This is a genomic window from Alcanivorax sp. NBRC 101098 (assembly GCF_001010505.1).
Lineage (GTDB): Bacteria > Pseudomonadota > Gammaproteobacteria > Pseudomonadales > Alcanivoracaceae > Alcanivorax > Alcanivorax borkumensis.
Window position 1 is genome coordinate 127,296 of the sequence record NZ_AP014613.1, and the last position, 17,410, is coordinate 144,705.

The 17,410-nt window shown below is 51.9% G+C and carries 14 protein-coding genes; 4 read left to right on the forward strand and 10 right to left on the reverse strand.

Annotation, left to right across the window (positions count from 1 at the left end):
- Positions 1–413: 413 nt before the first annotated feature.
- Entirely contained in the window at positions 414–1,244 is an 831-nt protein-coding gene (locus tag AS19_RS00595) for an HAD family hydrolase (RefSeq protein ID WP_011587417.1), read from the forward strand.
- Positions 1,245–1,335: 91 nt separating this feature from the next.
- Positions 1,336–2,751, forward strand: a complete 1,416-nt coding sequence (locus AS19_RS00600) for an amidase (RefSeq protein WP_046961608.1) — start codon at positions 1,336–1,338, stop codon at positions 2,749–2,751.
- A gap of 164 nt (positions 2,752–2,915) precedes the next feature.
- Here AS19_RS00600 and AS19_RS00605 read toward each other — a convergent pair whose 3' ends face one another.
- Positions 2,916–3,581, reverse strand: coding sequence for a GntR family transcriptional regulator (locus AS19_RS00605; protein ID WP_035461551.1), 666 nt, complete (start codon positions 3,579–3,581; stop codon positions 2,916–2,918).
- A 160-nt stretch (positions 3,582–3,741) separates the two neighbouring features.
- Between AS19_RS00605 and AS19_RS00610 the strand changes: the two genes are divergently transcribed.
- Complete coding sequence (locus AS19_RS00610) at positions 3,742–4,890, forward strand: alkane 1-monooxygenase (RefSeq protein ID WP_011587420.1); 1,149 nt, start codon at positions 3,742–3,744, stop codon at positions 4,888–4,890.
- 87 nt (positions 4,891–4,977) lie between these two features.
- Here AS19_RS00610 and AS19_RS00615 read toward each other — a convergent pair whose 3' ends face one another.
- From AS19_RS00615 to def, 9 genes are all read right to left on the reverse strand, one after another.
- Positions 4,978–6,078: a fimbrial protein gene (locus AS19_RS00615; RefSeq protein ID WP_011587421.1), complete on the reverse strand. Its 1,101-nt coding sequence runs from the start codon at positions 6,076–6,078 to the stop codon at positions 4,978–4,980.
- The gene (locus AS19_RS00620) at positions 6,075–6,785 is read right to left on the reverse strand and encodes a molecular chaperone (protein WP_052753734.1); all 711 of its coding nucleotides are present in this window, start codon (positions 6,783–6,785) and stop codon (positions 6,075–6,077) included. Before AS19_RS00620 ends, AS19_RS00615 begins: the two co-directional genes overlap by 4 nt.
- The gene (locus tag AS19_RS00625; RefSeq protein ID WP_011587423.1) at positions 6,785–9,247 is read right to left on the reverse strand and encodes a fimbria/pilus outer membrane usher protein; all 2,463 of its coding nucleotides are present in this window, start codon (positions 9,245–9,247) and stop codon (positions 6,785–6,787) included. The genes AS19_RS00620 and AS19_RS00625 overlap by 1 nt, the downstream gene beginning before the upstream one ends.
- 55 nt (positions 9,248–9,302) lie before the next feature.
- Positions 9,303–9,848 carry a fimbrial protein gene (locus AS19_RS00630; protein ID WP_011587424.1) on the reverse strand — a complete coding sequence of 182 codons (546 nt, stop codon included), beginning with the start codon at positions 9,846–9,848 and terminating at the stop codon, positions 9,303–9,305.
- Between the two features lie 408 nt (positions 9,849–10,256).
- Complete coding sequence (locus tag AS19_RS00635) at positions 10,257–11,708, reverse strand: TrkH family potassium uptake protein (protein ID WP_011587425.1); 1,452 nt, start codon at positions 11,706–11,708, stop codon at positions 10,257–10,259.
- Positions 11,709–11,819: 111 nt separating this feature from the next.
- Positions 11,820–13,196, reverse strand: a complete 1,377-nt coding sequence (gene trkA, locus AS19_RS00640) for a Trk system potassium transporter TrkA (protein ID WP_011587426.1) — start codon at positions 13,194–13,196, stop codon at positions 11,820–11,822.
- Positions 13,193–14,524, reverse strand: a complete 1,332-nt coding sequence (gene rsmB, locus AS19_RS00645) for a 16S rRNA (cytosine(967)-C(5))-methyltransferase RsmB (RefSeq protein WP_046961609.1) — start codon at positions 14,522–14,524, stop codon at positions 13,193–13,195. The genes trkA and rsmB overlap by 4 nt, the downstream gene beginning before the upstream one ends.
- Positions 14,493–15,485: a methionyl-tRNA formyltransferase gene (fmt, locus tag AS19_RS00650; RefSeq protein ID WP_011587428.1), complete on the reverse strand. Its 993-nt coding sequence runs from the start codon at positions 15,483–15,485 to the stop codon at positions 14,493–14,495. The genes rsmB and fmt overlap by 32 nt, the downstream gene beginning before the upstream one ends.
- Positions 15,486–15,675: 190 nt before the next feature.
- On the reverse strand, positions 15,676–16,182 hold the full coding sequence (def, locus tag AS19_RS00655) for a peptide deformylase (protein WP_011587429.1): 507 nt from the start codon (positions 16,180–16,182) through the stop codon (positions 15,676–15,678).
- 145 nt (positions 16,183–16,327) lie between these two features.
- Here def and AS19_RS00660 point away from each other — a divergent pair, with 145 nt between their 5' ends.
- Positions 16,328–17,401, forward strand: coding sequence for a LysM peptidoglycan-binding domain-containing protein (locus AS19_RS00660; RefSeq protein ID WP_046961610.1), 1,074 nt, complete (start codon positions 16,328–16,330; stop codon positions 17,399–17,401).
- Positions 17,402–17,410: the final 9 nt, after the last annotated feature.

Consider the following 17,410-nt stretch of genomic DNA (forward strand, 5'->3'; position numbering starts at 1 on the left):
TAAGCACCGCAATCGAATAGCTCAAACGCCGCGGTTCATATATAGCGGGCTGTTGAAAGCTGGTTAAGGGGCTTCCAATACGTACGCTACAGATTGCCTGATACCAACAGAGCGGTAATGCTTTTCGACAGAATGCCGTTCTCTCATGCCAGATAATCGTAGCGCGCTCGATGTTCCCCTCCAACGATGCAGTGGTGTGGAGAACGGTGTAGCCTGAATGGGGCATCAACCTGGTGGTTTTCTGTTTGAAATCAAAAGAAAAGAAACGTCGCTTCCTGGCCATCTGACATCTCACGTAGAGTGGCAACTTTACCCCCTACGTTGATGTCTAGATGCAGTAGACCGCTACGCCATGGCAAAACAGCAACAAGGAAATAAGCAACAATCACGCACTTCTCACATTCAAGGTCATCATGAGCATTCTGCAACTTCCCCATGCCCGCCCTGATGTTATCCTCATTGACTGGCATGCCACCCTAGTGGATACCCACGACGCCATGTATCACGCGGTAGATGATATTCTTCCTCAGTTGCATGAAATTGACCTTTGGAATCGGCTACTGGATCCGGATGACTCTAAGACCATCGAAGATGCCAAGCTATTGATTTACGTTAAAGATCATCGTCGACTTCATCCCAAAATTGTTTCCCAGCGAAAAATATCCCGCACCGACATTTTTGAAGTGCTATTCGGTAGTGATCAGGAAGCTAAAGAGCGTGCCCACCGGGTTTTTGATCAAGCCTATCGCAAATATGTAGCAGAGGTTCACCCCCTAGAACCGGACACTCGCGAGCAACTTGAGCATCTTCGCCAGCTGAATATACGGCTCGGCCTGATTTCCAACCGTAAACGCGAATTTTTGGAACACGAACTGGCTCTAGTGGACGGCAGCGGCTGGGAAGATCTGTTTGATGTGGTGGTATGCGGCAGCGATGTCGAAGAGCGTAAGCCTTCACCTCAGATGCTATATGAAGCCATGAAAATCCTCGATAAACCGCCCGCGGAAAGCTGCTGGTATGTAGGCGACAGCACCACGGATGTTATTGCGGCCAAGGAAGCTGGGGTGACTTCCGTTTTCTATAATGGGGCTAACTGGGATCAAGCATGGCTGGATAAGATCTTTCCACATACAGTTAAACACCCCCATCGCCCTGACGCTGTGGTTCGCAGCATTGCCGAGCTAACAACACTGGCTCGCCATTTGCTTGCCCAGCACAAACGAGTAGAACGCGCCCGAGGGTGATTAGAGGCCTGATTGGCCCAATCAGCCACCGTCGTCTTTGCCTCAAAAAGGTACATTCGTACCAATAGTATTTTCAACACGCGAGAGCCCTATGAGCCAATACCGTCTGCATGCTTTTAGTGATGACGCCCTAGGCACGGATGACGCCACGGCCTTGGCAGAACGCTTGCGCAAAGGCCACATCACAACTAAAGATGTTACGGAGGCCGCCATTGCCCGCTTGCAACGGGTTAACCCTGCCATTAATGGTTTGGCTTTGGAAACATTCATCGACGCCCGAGATAGAGCGAATGAAGGCGGCTTTAATGGTTTTTTCTCCGGTGTTCCCAGCTTAATTAAAGACAATATCGATTTGGCTGGGCTGCCTACAGGTCATGGCAGTGCTGCGGTTGGGGCTAAACCCATGAAGAAAACCAGCGTGCTGGCCAAACAATATCTGGCCCAAGGTTTTAATATACTAGGCAAAACCACCCTGCCGGCTTTTGGTTTCACTGCGTCCACGGAGTGGGCCCAGGGTTCCTCCACTCGTAACCCTTGGCACCTTAAGTATTCTGCTGGCGGCTCCTCTGGTGGCAGCGCAGCCTTAGTGGCAGCTGGAGCTGTGCCCATTGCCCACGGTAACGATGGTGGGGGCTCTATTCGCATCCCCGCCGCTGCCTGCGGCTTGGTGGGCTTGAAAAGTACTCGTGGTCGCTTGGTTACTCAGGAAGCTGGCAAAGCCTTGCCAATCAATATCATCAGTGATGGCGTACTCAGTCGCACCGTGCGCGACACCGCCAATTTCTTTGCGGAAGCCGAAAAGTACTACCGTAACCGCAAACTGCCGCCTATCGGCCACGTTCGTCGCCCTGGCAAGCAACGTCTACGTATTGGCCTGATGGTGGATTCTATCGCCGGCGACGCCACGTGCCCGCAGACTCGTGCAGCGGTAGAGGCGACGGGTAAACGGCTGGCTGGGCTGGGCCATCATGTGGATGTGGCCCATATCGATCTGCCGCGGCGTTTCGTGGATGATTTCTTGCTCTACTGGGCCATGCTGGCTTTTTTTGTGAGCAAATTCGGGCGGGTCCTGTTTTTCCAAGGGTTCGATAGCAAGCAATTGGACCCGCTCTCACAGGGACTGGCCCGCTATTACCGACAGCGCTTTGTGAGGACCCCCGGCATGTTGCGTCAACTCAAACAAAGCCAGGCCCACTATGCCCAAGTATTTAGCCAATACGATGTCGTTCTTACTCCTGTGCTCGCCCATACTACCCCTGAACTGGGGTATCTTGGCGCTGATGTGGATTTTGACACTCAGCTTGAACGGCTACTTCGCTACTCTACCTTCACTCCTGCCAATAACGCGTCGGGTAGTCCGGGCCTCTCTCTCCCCCTTGGAAAAGCAGAAAATGGGCTGCCTATTGGAGTACAACTGAATGGGCGTCTTGGTGATGAGCGTACTCTGATTGAGTTGGCTTTTGAGTTGGAGGAACAGCAGCCGTTTCGTCACCTAGGCCAGTGTTAATGCTGTATGGGTTAAGGTCTATACCCTTCCTCCGCCGTTAGCAGAATGCCGTCTACGGCGTCGGTATCAGCGAGGGGGGAAGTGCGCCTGAGGCACCAGGAAAACAAGGTGCTATTTAATCGTTGTATGCGTGGCGTCGTAAGGTTAACCCTTTAGCTTCTTTGCTAAGCCACATTGCGTTTGGCAATGGCGCGCAGAACGATTTGACATTGATTCTCGCCGTATTCGCGGATATCCGCTTCAGCATCGGCCACGTTGCGGCTGACGACATTGACTTGCAGGCGCTTGAAAATCTGGAGTGATACATCGAATTCCGAGATATCTTCCTGCAGAGCGATAAAGGAATAGCGTTTAAGGAGGGGGATGAGGTTCAGAATGTTGCTGGCCAAATAGCGGTTATGGGCGAAGCGCCGGGTGGCGATTTCCACAAAATGGAAAGCTAGCTTATGTGCAGAGCGCATATCGTTATTCATAAAGTGCTGCTCAAGCTGTGGCAGCATTTCCACTAAATCTTCGATATCGCCGGGTTGCCAACGGGCGGCGGCCTGCCCGGCGAGCCCTGACAGTAGCATAAACAGGAAATCGTAAAGATCGCGTACCTGCTTGTCGGTGACCTCACAAACACGTGCGCCTTTGCGCGGTTGAAGCTCAATTATGTGCTGCTTTTCCAAGAGCCGAAAGGCTTCCCTGAGTGAGTTGGTGCTCACATCCAGTTGCTTGGCAAGATCATTTTCCGGCAACCGGCTGCCGGGGGCGAGTTCGCCGGTAATGATCTGTTCGCTTAGATGTCGGGCGATTTGTTCACTGAGGCTCACGGCTTGTAGCGACATGGTGGGGTCCTTACTGGGGCCTTGTCTAATTTGGGCCATTATCCATCATGGGCCTAATATCTCATTAATTGAGTTGTTTGACAATTCATGAACTCATGGGTAGTCTCACCGTGACATTGATGACTGTGACTGTTTGGCTTGAACTAGCGAGGTGTGAGCCATGTTCGAGAATACGAATCCTGATGTAATGCTAAAAATGAAAAAATATGGCTACCTGGCTTTTTGGGCAATTATGGTGCCGCTTGTTCCTTTTTCTGCCTTCGTGGGGGTGGAAAGTGGCACGCAGGATTATTGGGCCTGGTTTATGTATGCCTTCATCTTCGGGATTATCCCGGTACTGGATTATTTGGTGGGTAAAGATCCGACTAATCCCAGTGAAGATGTGCAGGTTCCCACTATGAGTGAGGAAGTTTTTTACCGGGTCTCTGCAATCGCCATGGGCTTCGTATGGATCGCGGTATTGTTCTACGCTGGTCATATTTTCATGAACAATGGCTACGGTCTGCTGGGCAAAATCGGTTGGATTGTCTCTATTGGCACCGTAGGTGGCATTATCGCAATCAATTTGGGGCATGAGTTGATCCACAAAGATCCCAAAGTGGAAAATTGGATGGGTGGTTTGTTGCTGTCTAGCGTCACCTATGCGGGTTTCAAGGTGGAGCATGTGCGGGGTCATCACGTCCACGTATCTACCCCGGATGACGCATCGTCCAGCCGTTATAACCAAAGTCTGTATAACTTTCTTCCCAAGGCGTTTGTACATAACTTCATTAACGCCTGGAGTCTGGAAAAAAAATACCTGGAGCGTAAAGGGAAGAAGAACATTAGTGTTCATAATGAACTTATCTGGTGGTACAGCATTTCTGCGTTGTTCGCGGCCACATTCGGACTGCTTTGGGGTTGGCAGGGGGTGGTGTTCTTTCTGGGGCAGAGTTTCTTTGCCGCCCTAGCCTTAGAGATCATTAACTACATTGAACACTACGGTTTGCATCGCCGTGTGAATGACAAGGGGCGTTTCGAGCGGGTGACACCTGCACATAGCTGGAACTCCAACTTCTTGTTAACTAACTTGGCCCTGTTTCAACTACAGCGCCACAGTGACCACCATGCTTACGCCAAGCGTCGTTATCAGGTCTTGCGCCATTATGAAGAAAGTCCGCAGTTGCCGGCAGGTTACGCCACCATGTATGTGTTGGCCTTGATACCGCCACTGTGGAGAAAGGTGATGAATCCTCGAGTAGAAGCGTATTACGAGGGTGAATTGGATCAACTGTTCCGCGATGGCAAGCGAGTGAACAATATCGCTTAATGCGGATAACTGTTCTTTATCAATGCTGAATAAAAAAGCCTCGACTATGCCGAGGCTTTTTTATTTTGAGAAGCCGAAAGATTCGGGTCAGCGGTATTCGACTTCGAAGGTGACGGCACTAGATACATTGCCAGCAGTCACCGTTTCACCATTAACTTTAACTAGGCCGGCTTCCAGCTCGAAGGTTTCAGTCGTATCAGCAGGGTTGCGTGTCCCAAGGGGGGCAGTAAGCGTGGTTTGTCCATCCAGTGTGACAGGGGTAGCGGTATTGCGCTGCCTGAGTTGAAAAGCGACACCTTCTGCAACGCCGGGCATGCCTTGATCAAGGGGTCGAAGGTCAGTGGTGGAACCTGCAACCAGCTGACCAGAAGCGGGTAGAAAGGCAACACGGATTAGTGAACCGGAAAAGCTGTTTCCTGAATCTGAGAGTGATCGAGGTGGCACACAGTTAACAAGCTGAATATCAAAAGGCGTAGCGGATACATAGCTTCCGGGTGTTAGCGAGGAAGCCATTGCTGGGTCCAGCGTGACGGTTTGTGAGGGCGTAGCAAGATCACAGCTTGAACGAGTGAATATATAGTTGATGGTGGCGGAAATATCCACATTGATTCTCCCCAAAAGGCCGGTGTTGATCTCCATTCGACCAATCCCTCCTGATTGGCTGATGCTGCTACCGATAAAACTGTTCATGGTGCCGAATGTGATAACAGTATAAGTATGAAATGTTATCGAGGAGAGAACATCAAGGCTCAATAGCGCTCCAGAGCAAACGTTACCATTGAGTCCGCAATAGCGAGTAAATGGACCTTTTTCGATGGCGTAAAAAGTTTGTAGATGTATTCCAGAGGAAACTTGTAACCGCGAGGCGGTTTGACTGCTAAATCCAGCAGGTAACGATACGCTTGAAGGCGGTGGGAAATTTCCTGTATTGGTGAAAGGGGAGTTGATTTCACTATAAATAGTGGGGATGACGCCAACGGAAATACAGCCGGTATAGGTTGATGTTTCTTCAATGACGACAGAGTAGCTGTCAGAGGAATCGCCAGGAATGGCCACGGACCCTGATGATCTCTGAAAGACGATGTTCTGATCGAAGGGGCCGTTCAGGCAGAAACCGACAGCACTGGCCGAATGGCTAAATAAGCCCATAAAAAGAACACCCATGATGGCTAGTAATAATCGAATCATGGTGAGACCTCCCTCGGCTCATGGTCATCAATGCCACCGAAATCATTGATACTTTGGAAATGGAATCGGGTGTAACCACAGGGTTGGCACTTAACAATGAATTCCTCGCCAGGTAGCAAGGTTAATAATTCGTCTAGAGGATGTTTTTTTCCCGTCTTGTCTTCCAGTAGAGGAGAAAAAAAAGAAACAGAAAAGGGGGCCGGGTTTTTAATGCTCACCCCTTCCTCGGTGAGGCTGATTTTCAAGGATGTCGGGGCCTCCGAGGCGGATAATTCATTTAGTGCGTCAGGCCGATAAAAAAGCTTGATCCGAATACGTTGAGCAAATTGTAGCGTGTTGGAATTTTTAGGCTCCGGTGGAATCTCCTGAACATTGATCCAATAAACTGACTCCACCTCTTCGCTTGGAGGGGGCGTGGCCAGGATAAAACGTAGTTTTTGGGTTTCTCCTGGCTCTACTCGAAACACCGGAGGGGTAATAACAAAATTCGGCGCGTCGCTGTGGATCGAATTTCCTGCTTCCTGATGGAAAGGATCAGTCCATGCTTGCCCAGCATAGGGCAGCGAGCTGGTATTCATAACAGAGAGGGTGACGTCATTGTCGCCTGCGTTGTAGACCACTCGCGTACCGCCAAGCACGAAAGCGGCTTGAGCGTGGCTGCTGATAAAAATAAAGATAACGACGATAAAAATAAATGTCTTTTTCATTAATTGTCTCCGCTGGTAACACATATCAGCTTATCAATGATCGTAATGCCAGGCGCAGATTCAATTTGATCAGGCAGGCTGAAAGTACAACCGGTACCGGGAATGAAATAACTAGATTGATTCTGGGTGTGGTTAATTAGCGCGTAACCGCTGCTATCAATAGTGGAAACATTGTTACCGCCAGCATCAACAATAAGGCTGCCAAAAGGAGCGACTTGACCGTTGTCGCTCATTATACGAACCAGGAACCGCTGGGTTGGGTAGATGTTGAACTTGGCAAGGGACACCGCACCCCGTTCGGGGGTGATAAAGTGGCTACGATTACTGGTTTCCAGGTTGGCATCAAGCTTGGAAAAATCCATGGAGACTTCTTGCTGGCGGTAGGGTTGGACTTGAGGCAGTAAAGCCATCCCTTTGCTGTTGGTGGTTATAGGGAGAGCCCCGGTTTGGAAGGTAACATCTTCTACACCTCCAGTATCTGCAATGATCGCCGTTTCGCCGAGTCGGCGACCGAAAATGATCCCACCTTTATGAACAAGAACCGAGCCGCCTGCCTGAGCAAAGTAAAGATCATGGTACTTGCTATGTGAGGTGCCAGCGGTGATCCCTGTGCTTTGACCGGAATAAGATAGCCGAGCTGAGCTTTCTACAAGGTCGTCGTTGCTTCTGCCGCTGGTTACGTTGTATGAGAAACGCTCATCGGAAAGTAATCCTGATATGCCTGCATTGAAGTCTGTCCCGGCATCGCTGTGGGTTTGCTGATAATTGATATAAGTGGGGCGCCTGTTTTTCGAACCCAAAGGCAGGCTGGCGCTGATGCTAACGGTATTGTCACGCTTACCGTTCAGGTTTTCGTTGTGTGAGAAAGATAAGCTATAGTTCATATCCTTATAATTATTGCTGTAACCGCTAACAAGAAAATTTCTCTCCCCTTTGGTTTTCCAATATTTTTCCTGAGACCCTGTGAAGTATAGTGAGCCATAACTTCCTAAACTTTGGGTGAGCGTGGCTTCTGCCCGACTTTTTCTTTGCGAAATAATGCTGCCGTCTGATTCGATTACCGCTTCATTAAAGGTGCGAAACCCCTCGGTAGAATAACGATAACCGAGAATCTGAATATTGGTGGATCGGGTTAGGGATTTGGCATAGAAAAAACGGTAACTGTTACCATCCGCATCTTTTCCAATTTCGTCGGGGCGGAAATATGATCTGGACGCATCCACAGAAAATCCACCCAGTTTGCCCAGGTTGAAGCCTACTCCCATGGTGTGTATCGAATACTCTTGGCTTACTAGGCTTGCGCCAAATAAGGTAACATCGTTATCCAAGCCATGGCTGATTTCAGCATTGATGAACCAAGGCTCATCGGTATTATCGTTACGATATTTGCCTGCTGTAATTGCATACTCCCATAGCCCCGGCCTGACTAGATTCGGGATTTGGGTGTAGGGCTGAACAAAGCGTTTTTGCGAGCCATCTTCTTCAGTAATAGTGACGGTTAAGTCGCCATTGCTCAGCGATGGTATATCATCAATGGCAAATTCACCCGGTGGGACAAACTGTTCATAAATGGTATAGCTGTTCTGCGTAATTGATACCCTGGCGTTACTCTGGGCAATGCCCCTAATGACAGGTGCATAACCCTGAAATCGGGGTTCTAGCATGGCGCGATCAGTGCCTAGACTGATTCCGGTAAAGGCAAACCCGTCGATGAGATTGCTGCGAAGAAAGGTTTCCCCCGCGGTGAGTTCGCTTCTCAAAGAGGGTATTGCGGTGTAGGCATAGCTTTCTTTACTCTGCCAGTCAGCCTCTTGCCCGGTAGAGTCTGAATAATTTAGGTTGCTACGAAAGTGAATGCCATTGATATCTGCACCCAGATTGAGGTCAGTATAAAATTGGGACCTACTGCTTTGTTGGTCTCTTGATTGCTTGCTTCCTGAAGCCAGATAGTTCATCCGAAAGTTGTTGATACCCTTATTCCATAAATTTGGCTCTATCAACTGCCGGGTTGTGGTTAATGCAATTTGTGGGACCCGTATATCAAGATTCATGCGTTTGGCGTTCAGTGTTAAGAAACTGTTTGGTGCAGCAGCTATATCGATGCAGCGCATGGTTATATCTGTGTAACGAGAATAGTAGGGGGTATTGATTCCCAATTGCACAGCGAGAGGGTGAGTGATGCATGGTGCTGTGCCGTTTTCTTGAGAGATGACTTCCACGTCTGTATCTGTGACCTGAGCACCGTTAACTGAAATGCTGAGAGGGTAAATCCCCGGTATCAGACCTTGCCCCTTTTCAAGGTGACTAATGTCTATGTTGGTATTGTTCTGGTTGACAAAAAAATGAGATGTGAAGTGGGTTGTTGTTTGAGTCTCTTGCTCGGCATTAGCCGCTTGCGCTGAGGCAATCAGAATGAATAGCCCTAAAGAGTTAACCGTATATCTCTTCTTCTGATGTGCCATTTGGGACGCCCTTCGCCGTAAAGGGGAGGAGGCAGGCCTCCCCCCGGTGCTTCACTCAGTTAAAAACAATTGAGTAGTTGGCGATGGAGCGAACCTGACCTTCTGTTACTGCGGTAGCGTCAGTGGCGGCATAGCCTACATTGAAGTCAAGACTCGCACCTGAAGCATCGGCAATGATCGATGGAGAGCCATTAACGGTTACTGGTGTTGTGCCATCAGATTCAAGCAGCTGCATGCCAACATTGGCAGCACCGCCAGTAGCGATGTTTTGCAGGATGTTATGACCGACATAAAGTTGACCTGTCCACTGTACGGAGGCGCCTTTGCCGGTCAGATTACATGTCGCAGAGCCTGCATCGGTAGCAACAAGGGAGAATCCGGTTGCCTTGTAGGCGGTATCTGAAGCTAGGAACTCGGCGGTAGTAATTGGATCCAGAGTGACGGTGTTATCTGCTTGGGCGATCCCTTGTTGGGAGACATCCAACGTGCACGTTGTGTCGCTGACCACCCCGTTGAAAATTACTTCACCGGTGTTGGCTATGGCGATTGAGCTGATGCCGCTGATAGCGGCGATGGATATGATGCGAGTGAAATTGTTCATTTTTGTACTCCAAATGTTGTTGTTAGGTTATTCAACGTAACCTTCTGTAAACCAAATCACATTTGGACTGTCGCTACTTATAAATTTTAAGTGCCTCCCCCTTTGCTTATATACTTGAATGGTATTCGCAAGAGATGATGAAGCGAAACTATTGCTGTTTTATGTTTAAGTTATTGTTATTAAGGGCATTAAAAGAATGGTTTGAAAACGGGTTAATTTTGGCTTGATGTATTTTTATTCCTTTATGGCATCAATGGAGAGCGGAAGATAACTAATCGGGCTTAAAAAGGGAGGGTTATGTAAGCCTATAGCGATAGAAAGCCCGTTCAGCGTTGTATACGCATACTAAAGAGGGTGGGGAGAGGCTTTGGTGGGTGCTCGTAGTGTTACGATTAGTTGCAGTTTGTGTTACTGCTTCCAGAACATCGGCGTGAATAGCACTAGTAGAGTAAAGATTTCCAGCCGTCCGGCGACCATTAGTACGGTCATCATCCATTTGGCGCTGTCGGTGATATTGGCAAAGCCGCCACCTACCTGGCCGATACCCACTCCTAGGTTGTTGAGGCTGGCCGCCACGGCGCTGACAGCAGTGGTTAGGTCCATGCCGGTCATAGTAAACAGTAGGGTAAAAATAACCGAAATAGCGATATAAACACCCACAAAGCCCCATACTGCTTGGAGCACCCTGTCGGGAATCGTTTGACGTCCGAAGCGCAAAGCAAACACGCCGTTGGGGTAAATGAGTCGACGTAGTTCGCGAATGCTGTGGTGGTAAACCAGCGCTGCGCGTACGGCTTTCATGCCGCCGCCGGTTGAGCCGGCACAGCCGCCAATAAAGCTGGTAAATACCAACAAGAAGGGAATAAACCCAGGGAAGGCTGCAGCGTTGGTGCTGGTCAGCCCGGTACCGGTACTGAACGAGGCTACTTGGAAGGCGGAATGGCGCAGGGCGTCATCCACGGTAAAATCATAATGAAAGAACAGCAGGCCGACAGTAATGATGGCGGTGTAGATCAGGAATAAGCCGATGAAAAAGCGGAACTCTGGGTCTCGTAGATAAGCCAGCAGTGACCGGCCTCGCCATACGGCAAAGTGCAAGGCGAAGTTGAGCCCGCCGATAAGAATAAAAATGGTGGCTGTCCAATCGATAAGGGCATTATCCCAGTAGGCCATGGAGGCATCGTGGGTGGAAAAGCCTCCGGTGGCGACGGTACTAAAGCTGTGGCAGATGGCATCAAAAACAGTCATGCCAAACGCCCAGTAAAGGACGGCGCAAGCAATGGTAATGAACAGATAGATAAACCAAAGCGCCTTGGCGGTTTCCGCAATGCGCGGGGTCAGTTTGGTATCTTTCATGGGGCCGGGAATTTCGGCCTTGTATAGCTGCATGCCGCCGATGCCAAGCATGGGCAAAATCGCTACGGCTAATACTACTACGCCCATGCCGCCGAGCCACTGCAGCTGCTGGCGGTAGTACAGAATGGATTTGGGCAGGAAATCGATTCCCGACAGAATGGTGGCGCCGGTGGTGGTTAGGCCGGATATGGATTCGAATACCGCATCGGTGAATCCCACCGGCACGTCATCGCTGATGATTAGCGGTAGTGCCCCGATTACACCCAGTACCGACCAGAAAAGAGTGACCACCAGGAAGCCGTCACGGGTCTGTAACTCTGATTTATTACGAAAGAACGGCAGCCAAAGGCTCAACCCAAGCGCTAGGGTAATCACAAAGGAAATTAGAAAGGGGGTTTCACTGCCTTCCTGATACCAATATGACACTGCCACTGGCGGCATCATGGTAAAGCTGAAGACGACGAGCAGCAGACCGAGGATTTTCGAAATTAACGCGAAGTGCATGAGGGTACCTGCTGGCAAACCGGCACGGACCACGCATCACGCGGCAACCTGATGAAGCCACGGCTTTGCTTGTGCGTAGTGCATTTTTGCGTTTTTGCGTGCATGCGTTTCCTAAAAAAACGTAAAGCCGACCTGGAATAGTTTTTCCACGTCTCGGGTTCGGCGTTTATCGATCAGGAACAGGATGACGTGATCGTTCGGTTCGATCACCACATGGTCGTGGGCAATCAGCACTTTTTCGCCGCGCACTACGGCACCAATGGTGGTGCCTTCTGGCAGGTCAATTTCATCAATGGCGCGCCCCACCACTTTGGATGACTTGGCGTCGCCGTGGGCAATCGCTTCGATGGCTTCTGCCGCGCCCCGGCGAAGGGAATAAACATTGACTACATCGCCTCGGCGCACATGGCTAAGCAGACTACCAATGGTGGACTGCTGAGGCGAGATGGCGATGTCAATGTCATGCCCTTGTACCAGATCTACATAGGCCGGGTTGGAAATCAGGGTCATCACTTTACGAGCGCCCAGTCGTTTTGCCAGCAGTGAGGCCATGATGTTGGCTTCGTCATCGTTGGTCAGCGCGCAGAATACATCGGTGTTTTCGATGTTGGCTTTGAGTAGTTCGTCTCGGTCGGTGGCCAACCCTTGCAGCACCACTGTTTGGTGTAGTTTTTCACCCAGCCATTCAGCCCGTTTGGGCATGCGCTCAAGGACTTTAACGTTGTAGCGATGCTGAATAGTTTTGGCTAGGCGGTAACCAATATTGCCGCCGCCAGCGATAATGATGCGCTTGTAGTTATGTTCTAACCGACGCAGTTCACTCATAACGGCACGGATATCATTTTTGGCAGCGATGAAAAACACTTCATCATCGGCTTCGATAACCGTGTTGCCTTCCGGGATGATGGGGCGGCCACGACGGAAAATAGCCGCCACGCGGGTATCCACGTTGGGCATGTGTGTGCGCAATTCGCGTAATTCGTTGCCCACCAGTGGGCCGCCGTAATAGGCCCGCACAGCGACCAGTTGTACTCGGCCGCCGGCAAAGTTTACTACCTGCAGGGCACCTGGGTGTTCAATCAGACGCTTGATGTAATCGGTTACCACCTGTTCGGGGCTGATGATTACATCAATGGGCAGGGCATTTTCGTTGAACAGTTTTTCCGAGCGGCTGGTGTAGTGGGCGGTACGAATGCGGGCGATCTTGGAGGGTGTGCGGAATAGGGAGTAGGCCACCTGACAGGCAATCATGTTGACCTCGTCAGAGTTGGTCACCGCGATGAGCATGTCCGCATCTTCAGCGCCGGCATTCTTGAGTACGGCCGGGTAGCAGCCCATGCCGCGTACTGTGCCGATATCTAGCCGGTCGCCCAGCTCGCGCAGGCGCTCATCATCGGTGTCGATGACGGTGATGTCGTTGCGTTCATTGGCCAGGTTTTCGGCCAGAGTACCGCCGACTTGGCCAGCACCGAGAATAATAATTTTCATGAACTGAGTTGGGCCCCCGATTCTTTACGCAGGCAAGCCAAGTAGAAACCGTCCGGACCGAGTTGTTCCGGGAACAGTTGCCACCCTGCGTCCACCATTGTGGCCCCTTCCGGCCGTGGCGTCACATCTCTAGCCTGTGGCTGACGTTGCAGGAAGTTACGCACCTGATGATCGTTCTCGTCTCGCAGTACCGAACAGGTGGCATACACCAGCATGCCGCCAGGTTTGAGCAGGGGCCATAGTGCATCCAGCATGCGCGCTTGTAAATCAACCAGTACACCGATGTCCGAGGCTTTGCGATGCCACTTCACATCTGGCTGGCGGCGCAGGATGCCAGTGGCGGAGCAGGGCGCGTCCAGCAAAATGGCATCAAAGGGGGTGCCGTCCCACCAGGTTTTCGGATCGCTGGCGTCACCCTGCAGCAGGGTCACGTCGGTGCCCAGCCTCGCCAGGTTCTCGCGGATGCGCGCTAGCCGTTTACCTTCTAGTTCCAGCGCAGAGAGATCTGCGGCTGGGAATTTCTCACGTAGTTGACCAGTTTTGCCCCCGGGGGCGGCGCAGGCATCCAGGATGCGACCCTTTGCCGGGGCTTGCAGCAATTCAGCAGGCAACTGGGCGGCCTCGTCCTGAACGGACAGGGCGCCCTGCTCAAAGCCGGGCAGTTGGAGCACCGGGCGGGCGGGCTGCAGGTAAATGCTGTAAGGGGCGATGTAGCCGGCGCGGGCGCCTTCGCCCAAGGCGGCGATGGCATCAGCTCGTTGTTGCTGCTGCCGATTTACTCGCAAGGTAAATGGGGGCGTTTGCAGGTTGGCGCGGGCCATGGCGTCGGCGTTGTTGGGCCAATCCTTTTCCCAGCGTTTAAACAGCCAGTCCGGCAGGCTTAACTGGATATTGATGGGGGCGTCGGCCACGGCTTGCTCAAGGGTGATCTGGCTAGCTTTGCGCAGCACCGCATTGCTAAGGCCCGCAGCCCAGGGGGCTTTCAGCTTTCGGCATAGCTGCGGGTAGGCGTTGACGATGGCGTGGGCCGGCCGGTTGCTGAACCATAGCTCGTAGAGGCCCGCCAGCAAGGCTAGGCGTACCGGTTGGGCGCTGCCCTTGAGGGGTTTGGATAGCTGTTGATTAAGCCAGTGATTGAGAGGACGCAAATGGCGGCAGACGCCAAAGCAAATATCGCGCATTTGTCCGCCGTCGCTACCTTGCAATGGGAAGTCGCGCAGTACCTCGCGGAGACTTTCGCCGTCGCCCTTGCCTGGCAGTACCCGGTTTAGCGCGCGTACCGCGCTCAGGCGCGGGTCAGGCGTTGCCACTGTGGTCACCAGATTCATTGATAATGGCATCGCCCAGCGGTTCGCCTACCGAAAACAAGGTGGGGTTGCCTCGTAGTAGGTCGGATACCGCCATCCGTCGTTTGCCGGGCAATTGAAGTTCTTCAAGTATCAGGCTGCCATCGCCGGTGGCCACATGGATACCTTGGTCGTCCACGCTGAGAATATAGCCCGGTTCATCATTTGCTTGTGCCGGTTGTGGGCTTTCACTGGCGCGCCAGATGCGCATGGGCTGACCGTTCAGCGGCACCCAGCTCACCGGGAAAGGGTTGAAAGCTCGAATGCGATTGTAGAGGGCGCCTGTGGGCAGGCGAAAATCCAGCCGCGCTTCGGCCTTGCTTAGCTTATGGGCGTAAGTGATGCCTTCATCTGGTTGTGGCGTGGCGTTGGCCAGGTACTTTTCTAGGTCCTGCAGCACGGTGACTAGCAGGCGAGCGCCTTGGGCGGCCAATCGATCATGCAGTTCGCCGCCGGTTTCGCTATCGCCGATGGGCAGTGATTCACTCAGCAGCATGGGGCCGGTATCGAGCCCGGCTTCCATTTGCATAATGGTGTTGCCTGTTTCCGTGTCGCCAGCGGTAATGGCCCGCTGGATGGGCGCGGCACCGCGCCAGCGCGGCAATAGCGAGCCGTGCACATTCAGGCAGCCCAGCCGCGGCATGTCCAGCACTGCTTGAGGAATGATCAGGCCGTAGGCCACCACTACTAGTGCATCCAGGTTTAGGTCACGCAGCTGCTGGTGAATGGCTTCGCCCTTGAGGTTTTCCGGCTGCAGTACGGTAATGCCTTGGCTATGGGCCAGTTGTTTGACCGGGCTTTGCTGCAGTTTCTTGCCGCGCCCGGCGGCGCGATCCGGCTGGGTAAGCACTGCCACAACCTGATGACCGTTATCCAGCACGGCCTGTAGGCTGGCGGCGGCGAAATCCGGGGTGCCGGCGAAGGCGAGACGTAAGGGTTTCAAAAAATGGCCTTTAGGTCGGTTAGTGTCAATGGTGGAGATGCGTGGCTAGAGCAAAGCTGAAAGCGCAAGCGGGCATCTCTTCAGGCAATTCACGTTTAAGGTCATGGCCGCGCGGTAAGGTTGAAATCGCGGGTACGACGGTTCGTTACCTTGGAAGCTGTTTCGCGCTTTTAAAATGTAAATTCTCAATTCAGCCCTGCTGCCGGTGAATCTTTTCCAGCTTCTTCTTAATGCGGTCTCGCTTCAGGCGGGAAACGTAGTCCACAAACAGCTTGCCGTCCAAATGATCCATTTCATGCTGGATACAGGTGGCGAGCAGTTCGTCTGCCTCCACTTCAAAAGCGTTGCCGTCACGGTCCAAAGCATTAATGCGCACCCGTGCCGGGCGAGTCACCTTTTCGTAGAACCCGGGCACCGACAGGCAGCCTTCTTCGTACGGGGCCTGTTCTTCGGTGAGAGGGGTGATCTGCGGGTTGATGAATACCATGGGTTTATTGTGATCTTCAGACAGATCCATAACGATCAGCTGGATATGCACATCAACTTGGGTGGCTGCTAGGCCGATTCCTGGGGCCGCATACATGGTTTCGAACATGTCGTCGATCAGTTTGCGAAGCTCGTCATCTACCTTTTCCACCGGCTTTGCTACTGTGCGTAGCCGGGGATCGGGGAATTCCAGTATTTCCAGTTTAGCCATGTACCTTCTCAGAAGTTGCAGTAGTACTCGAATTTCGGTTGCTAAATATATGATCGCATTGCTAATATCCAAAAGGAACCGCGTCTACAATAAAGGGGTCGCGGTCGCTCTCGGGGATGAGTCCAATAATGATAAAAGGAATCCGATGATGATGAAATCGGTCCAGCGCGCCTTGACCTTTGGCCTGGTGCTGGCGGTGTCTGGTATGGCCTCCGCAGCGGTGGTGCTCAAAGATGGGCACCCCAGCAAGTATTTCGTGAAAAACGGCGATACCCTTTGGGATATCAGCGGCCGTTTTTTACAAGAACCGTGGCAATGGCCAGAAATCTGGCAGATTAATGAGGAAATCAGTAACCCTCACCTGATATATCCCGGTGACGAAATCCGCCTTTCCTATGTTGACGGTGAACCGCGCCTTTCGGTGAAGCGGGGCGTGGAAGAGACCGTGATGTCCAATGGTACAGTGAAACTCACCCCGCGGGTGCGTGAAATTGCCAATGACCAGGCTATTCCTGCTATTCCGGCTAGTGCCATCCAGTCCTATCTGAAGGAAGGGCTGGTGGTCGATCGCCAGCAAATCATTGAAGCGCCTTATCTGGTGGGTGGCCGTGATCGACGTGTCATCTTCGGTGAAGGCGATACGGTCTATGCCCGTGACACTAAAACGCAATGGGAAGGTTTGGAGCAGGGCTACGGTTTTTATCGGACCGGTGAACAGTACGTGGACCCGGATACCAATGAGGTGCTGGGCTACGAAGCTCGTCAAATCGGCCTCGGTCGAGTGTCCAGCCACGATGACGACATGATTTCTCTACGAGTCACCGACTCCAGTGAGGATCTGCGAATTGATGACCGCCTGTTCTCCACGGAAGATCGCCGTGTTCGAGCCGTACTGTACCCGTCTGCACCAGATACTAAGATTGAGGCGAAAGTGATTCGCTTCTTCGATCGTCTTAACAGTGTGGCCCGTAACGACGTAGTAGTGATTAACAAGGGCCTGCGTGATGGTCTGAAAGAAGGCAATGTGTTGGATATATATGGTCAGGGCGAAGTGGTTCGTGATCGTCAGCAGGGTGACATGGTTCAGCTGCCCCGCGAGAGAACGGGTTCCATGGTGATCTTCCGGGTTTTCGATAAGGTCAGCTACAGCTTGATTATGGAGTCCACTCGACCTATTTACATGAACGACATCGCTGAAAGTCCGGCGGGTAGTTACTGATTCCTATGC

Bases quoted from the DNA above. Each gene is read 5' to 3' on its own strand.
- AS19_RS00630 (WP_011587424.1), bottom strand. From the start codon at position 9,848: ATGAACAATTTCACTCGCATCATATCCATCGCCGCTATCAGCGGCATC.
- AS19_RS00595 (WP_011587417.1), top strand. From the start codon at position 414: ATGAGCATTCTGCAACTTCCCCATGCCCGCCCTGATGTTATCCTCATT.
- trkA (WP_011587426.1), bottom strand. From the start codon at position 13,196: ATGAAAATTATTATTCTCGGTGCTGGCCAAGTCGGCGGTACTCTGGCC.
- rsmB (WP_046961609.1), bottom strand. From the start codon at position 14,524: ATGAATCTGGTGACCACAGTGGCAACGCCTGACCCGCGCCTGAGCGCG.
- AS19_RS00635 (WP_011587425.1), bottom strand. From the start codon at position 11,708: ATGCACTTCGCGTTAATTTCGAAAATCCTCGGTCTGCTGCTCGTCGTC.
- AS19_RS00610 (WP_011587420.1), top strand. From the start codon at position 3,742: ATGTTCGAGAATACGAATCCTGATGTAATGCTAAAAATGAAAAAATAT.
- AS19_RS00620 (WP_052753734.1), bottom strand. From the start codon at position 6,785: ATGAAAAAGACATTTATTTTTATCGTCGTTATCTTTATTTTTATCAGC.
- AS19_RS00625 (WP_011587423.1), bottom strand. From the start codon at position 9,247: ATGGCACATCAGAAGAAGAGATATACGGTTAACTCTTTAGGGCTATTC.
- def (WP_011587429.1), bottom strand. From the start codon at position 16,182: ATGGCTAAACTGGAAATACTGGAATTCCCCGATCCCCGGCTACGCACA.
- AS19_RS00605 (WP_035461551.1), bottom strand. From the start codon at position 3,581: ATGTCGCTACAAGCCGTGAGCCTCAGTGAACAAATCGCCCGACATCTA.
- AS19_RS00615 (WP_011587421.1), bottom strand. From the start codon at position 6,078: ATGATTCGATTATTACTAGCCATCATGGGTGTTCTTTTTATGGGCTTA.
- AS19_RS00600 (WP_046961608.1), top strand. From the start codon at position 1,336: ATGAGCCAATACCGTCTGCATGCTTTTAGTGATGACGCCCTAGGCACG.
- AS19_RS00660 (WP_046961610.1), top strand. From the start codon at position 16,328: ATGATGATGAAATCGGTCCAGCGCGCCTTGACCTTTGGCCTGGTGCTG.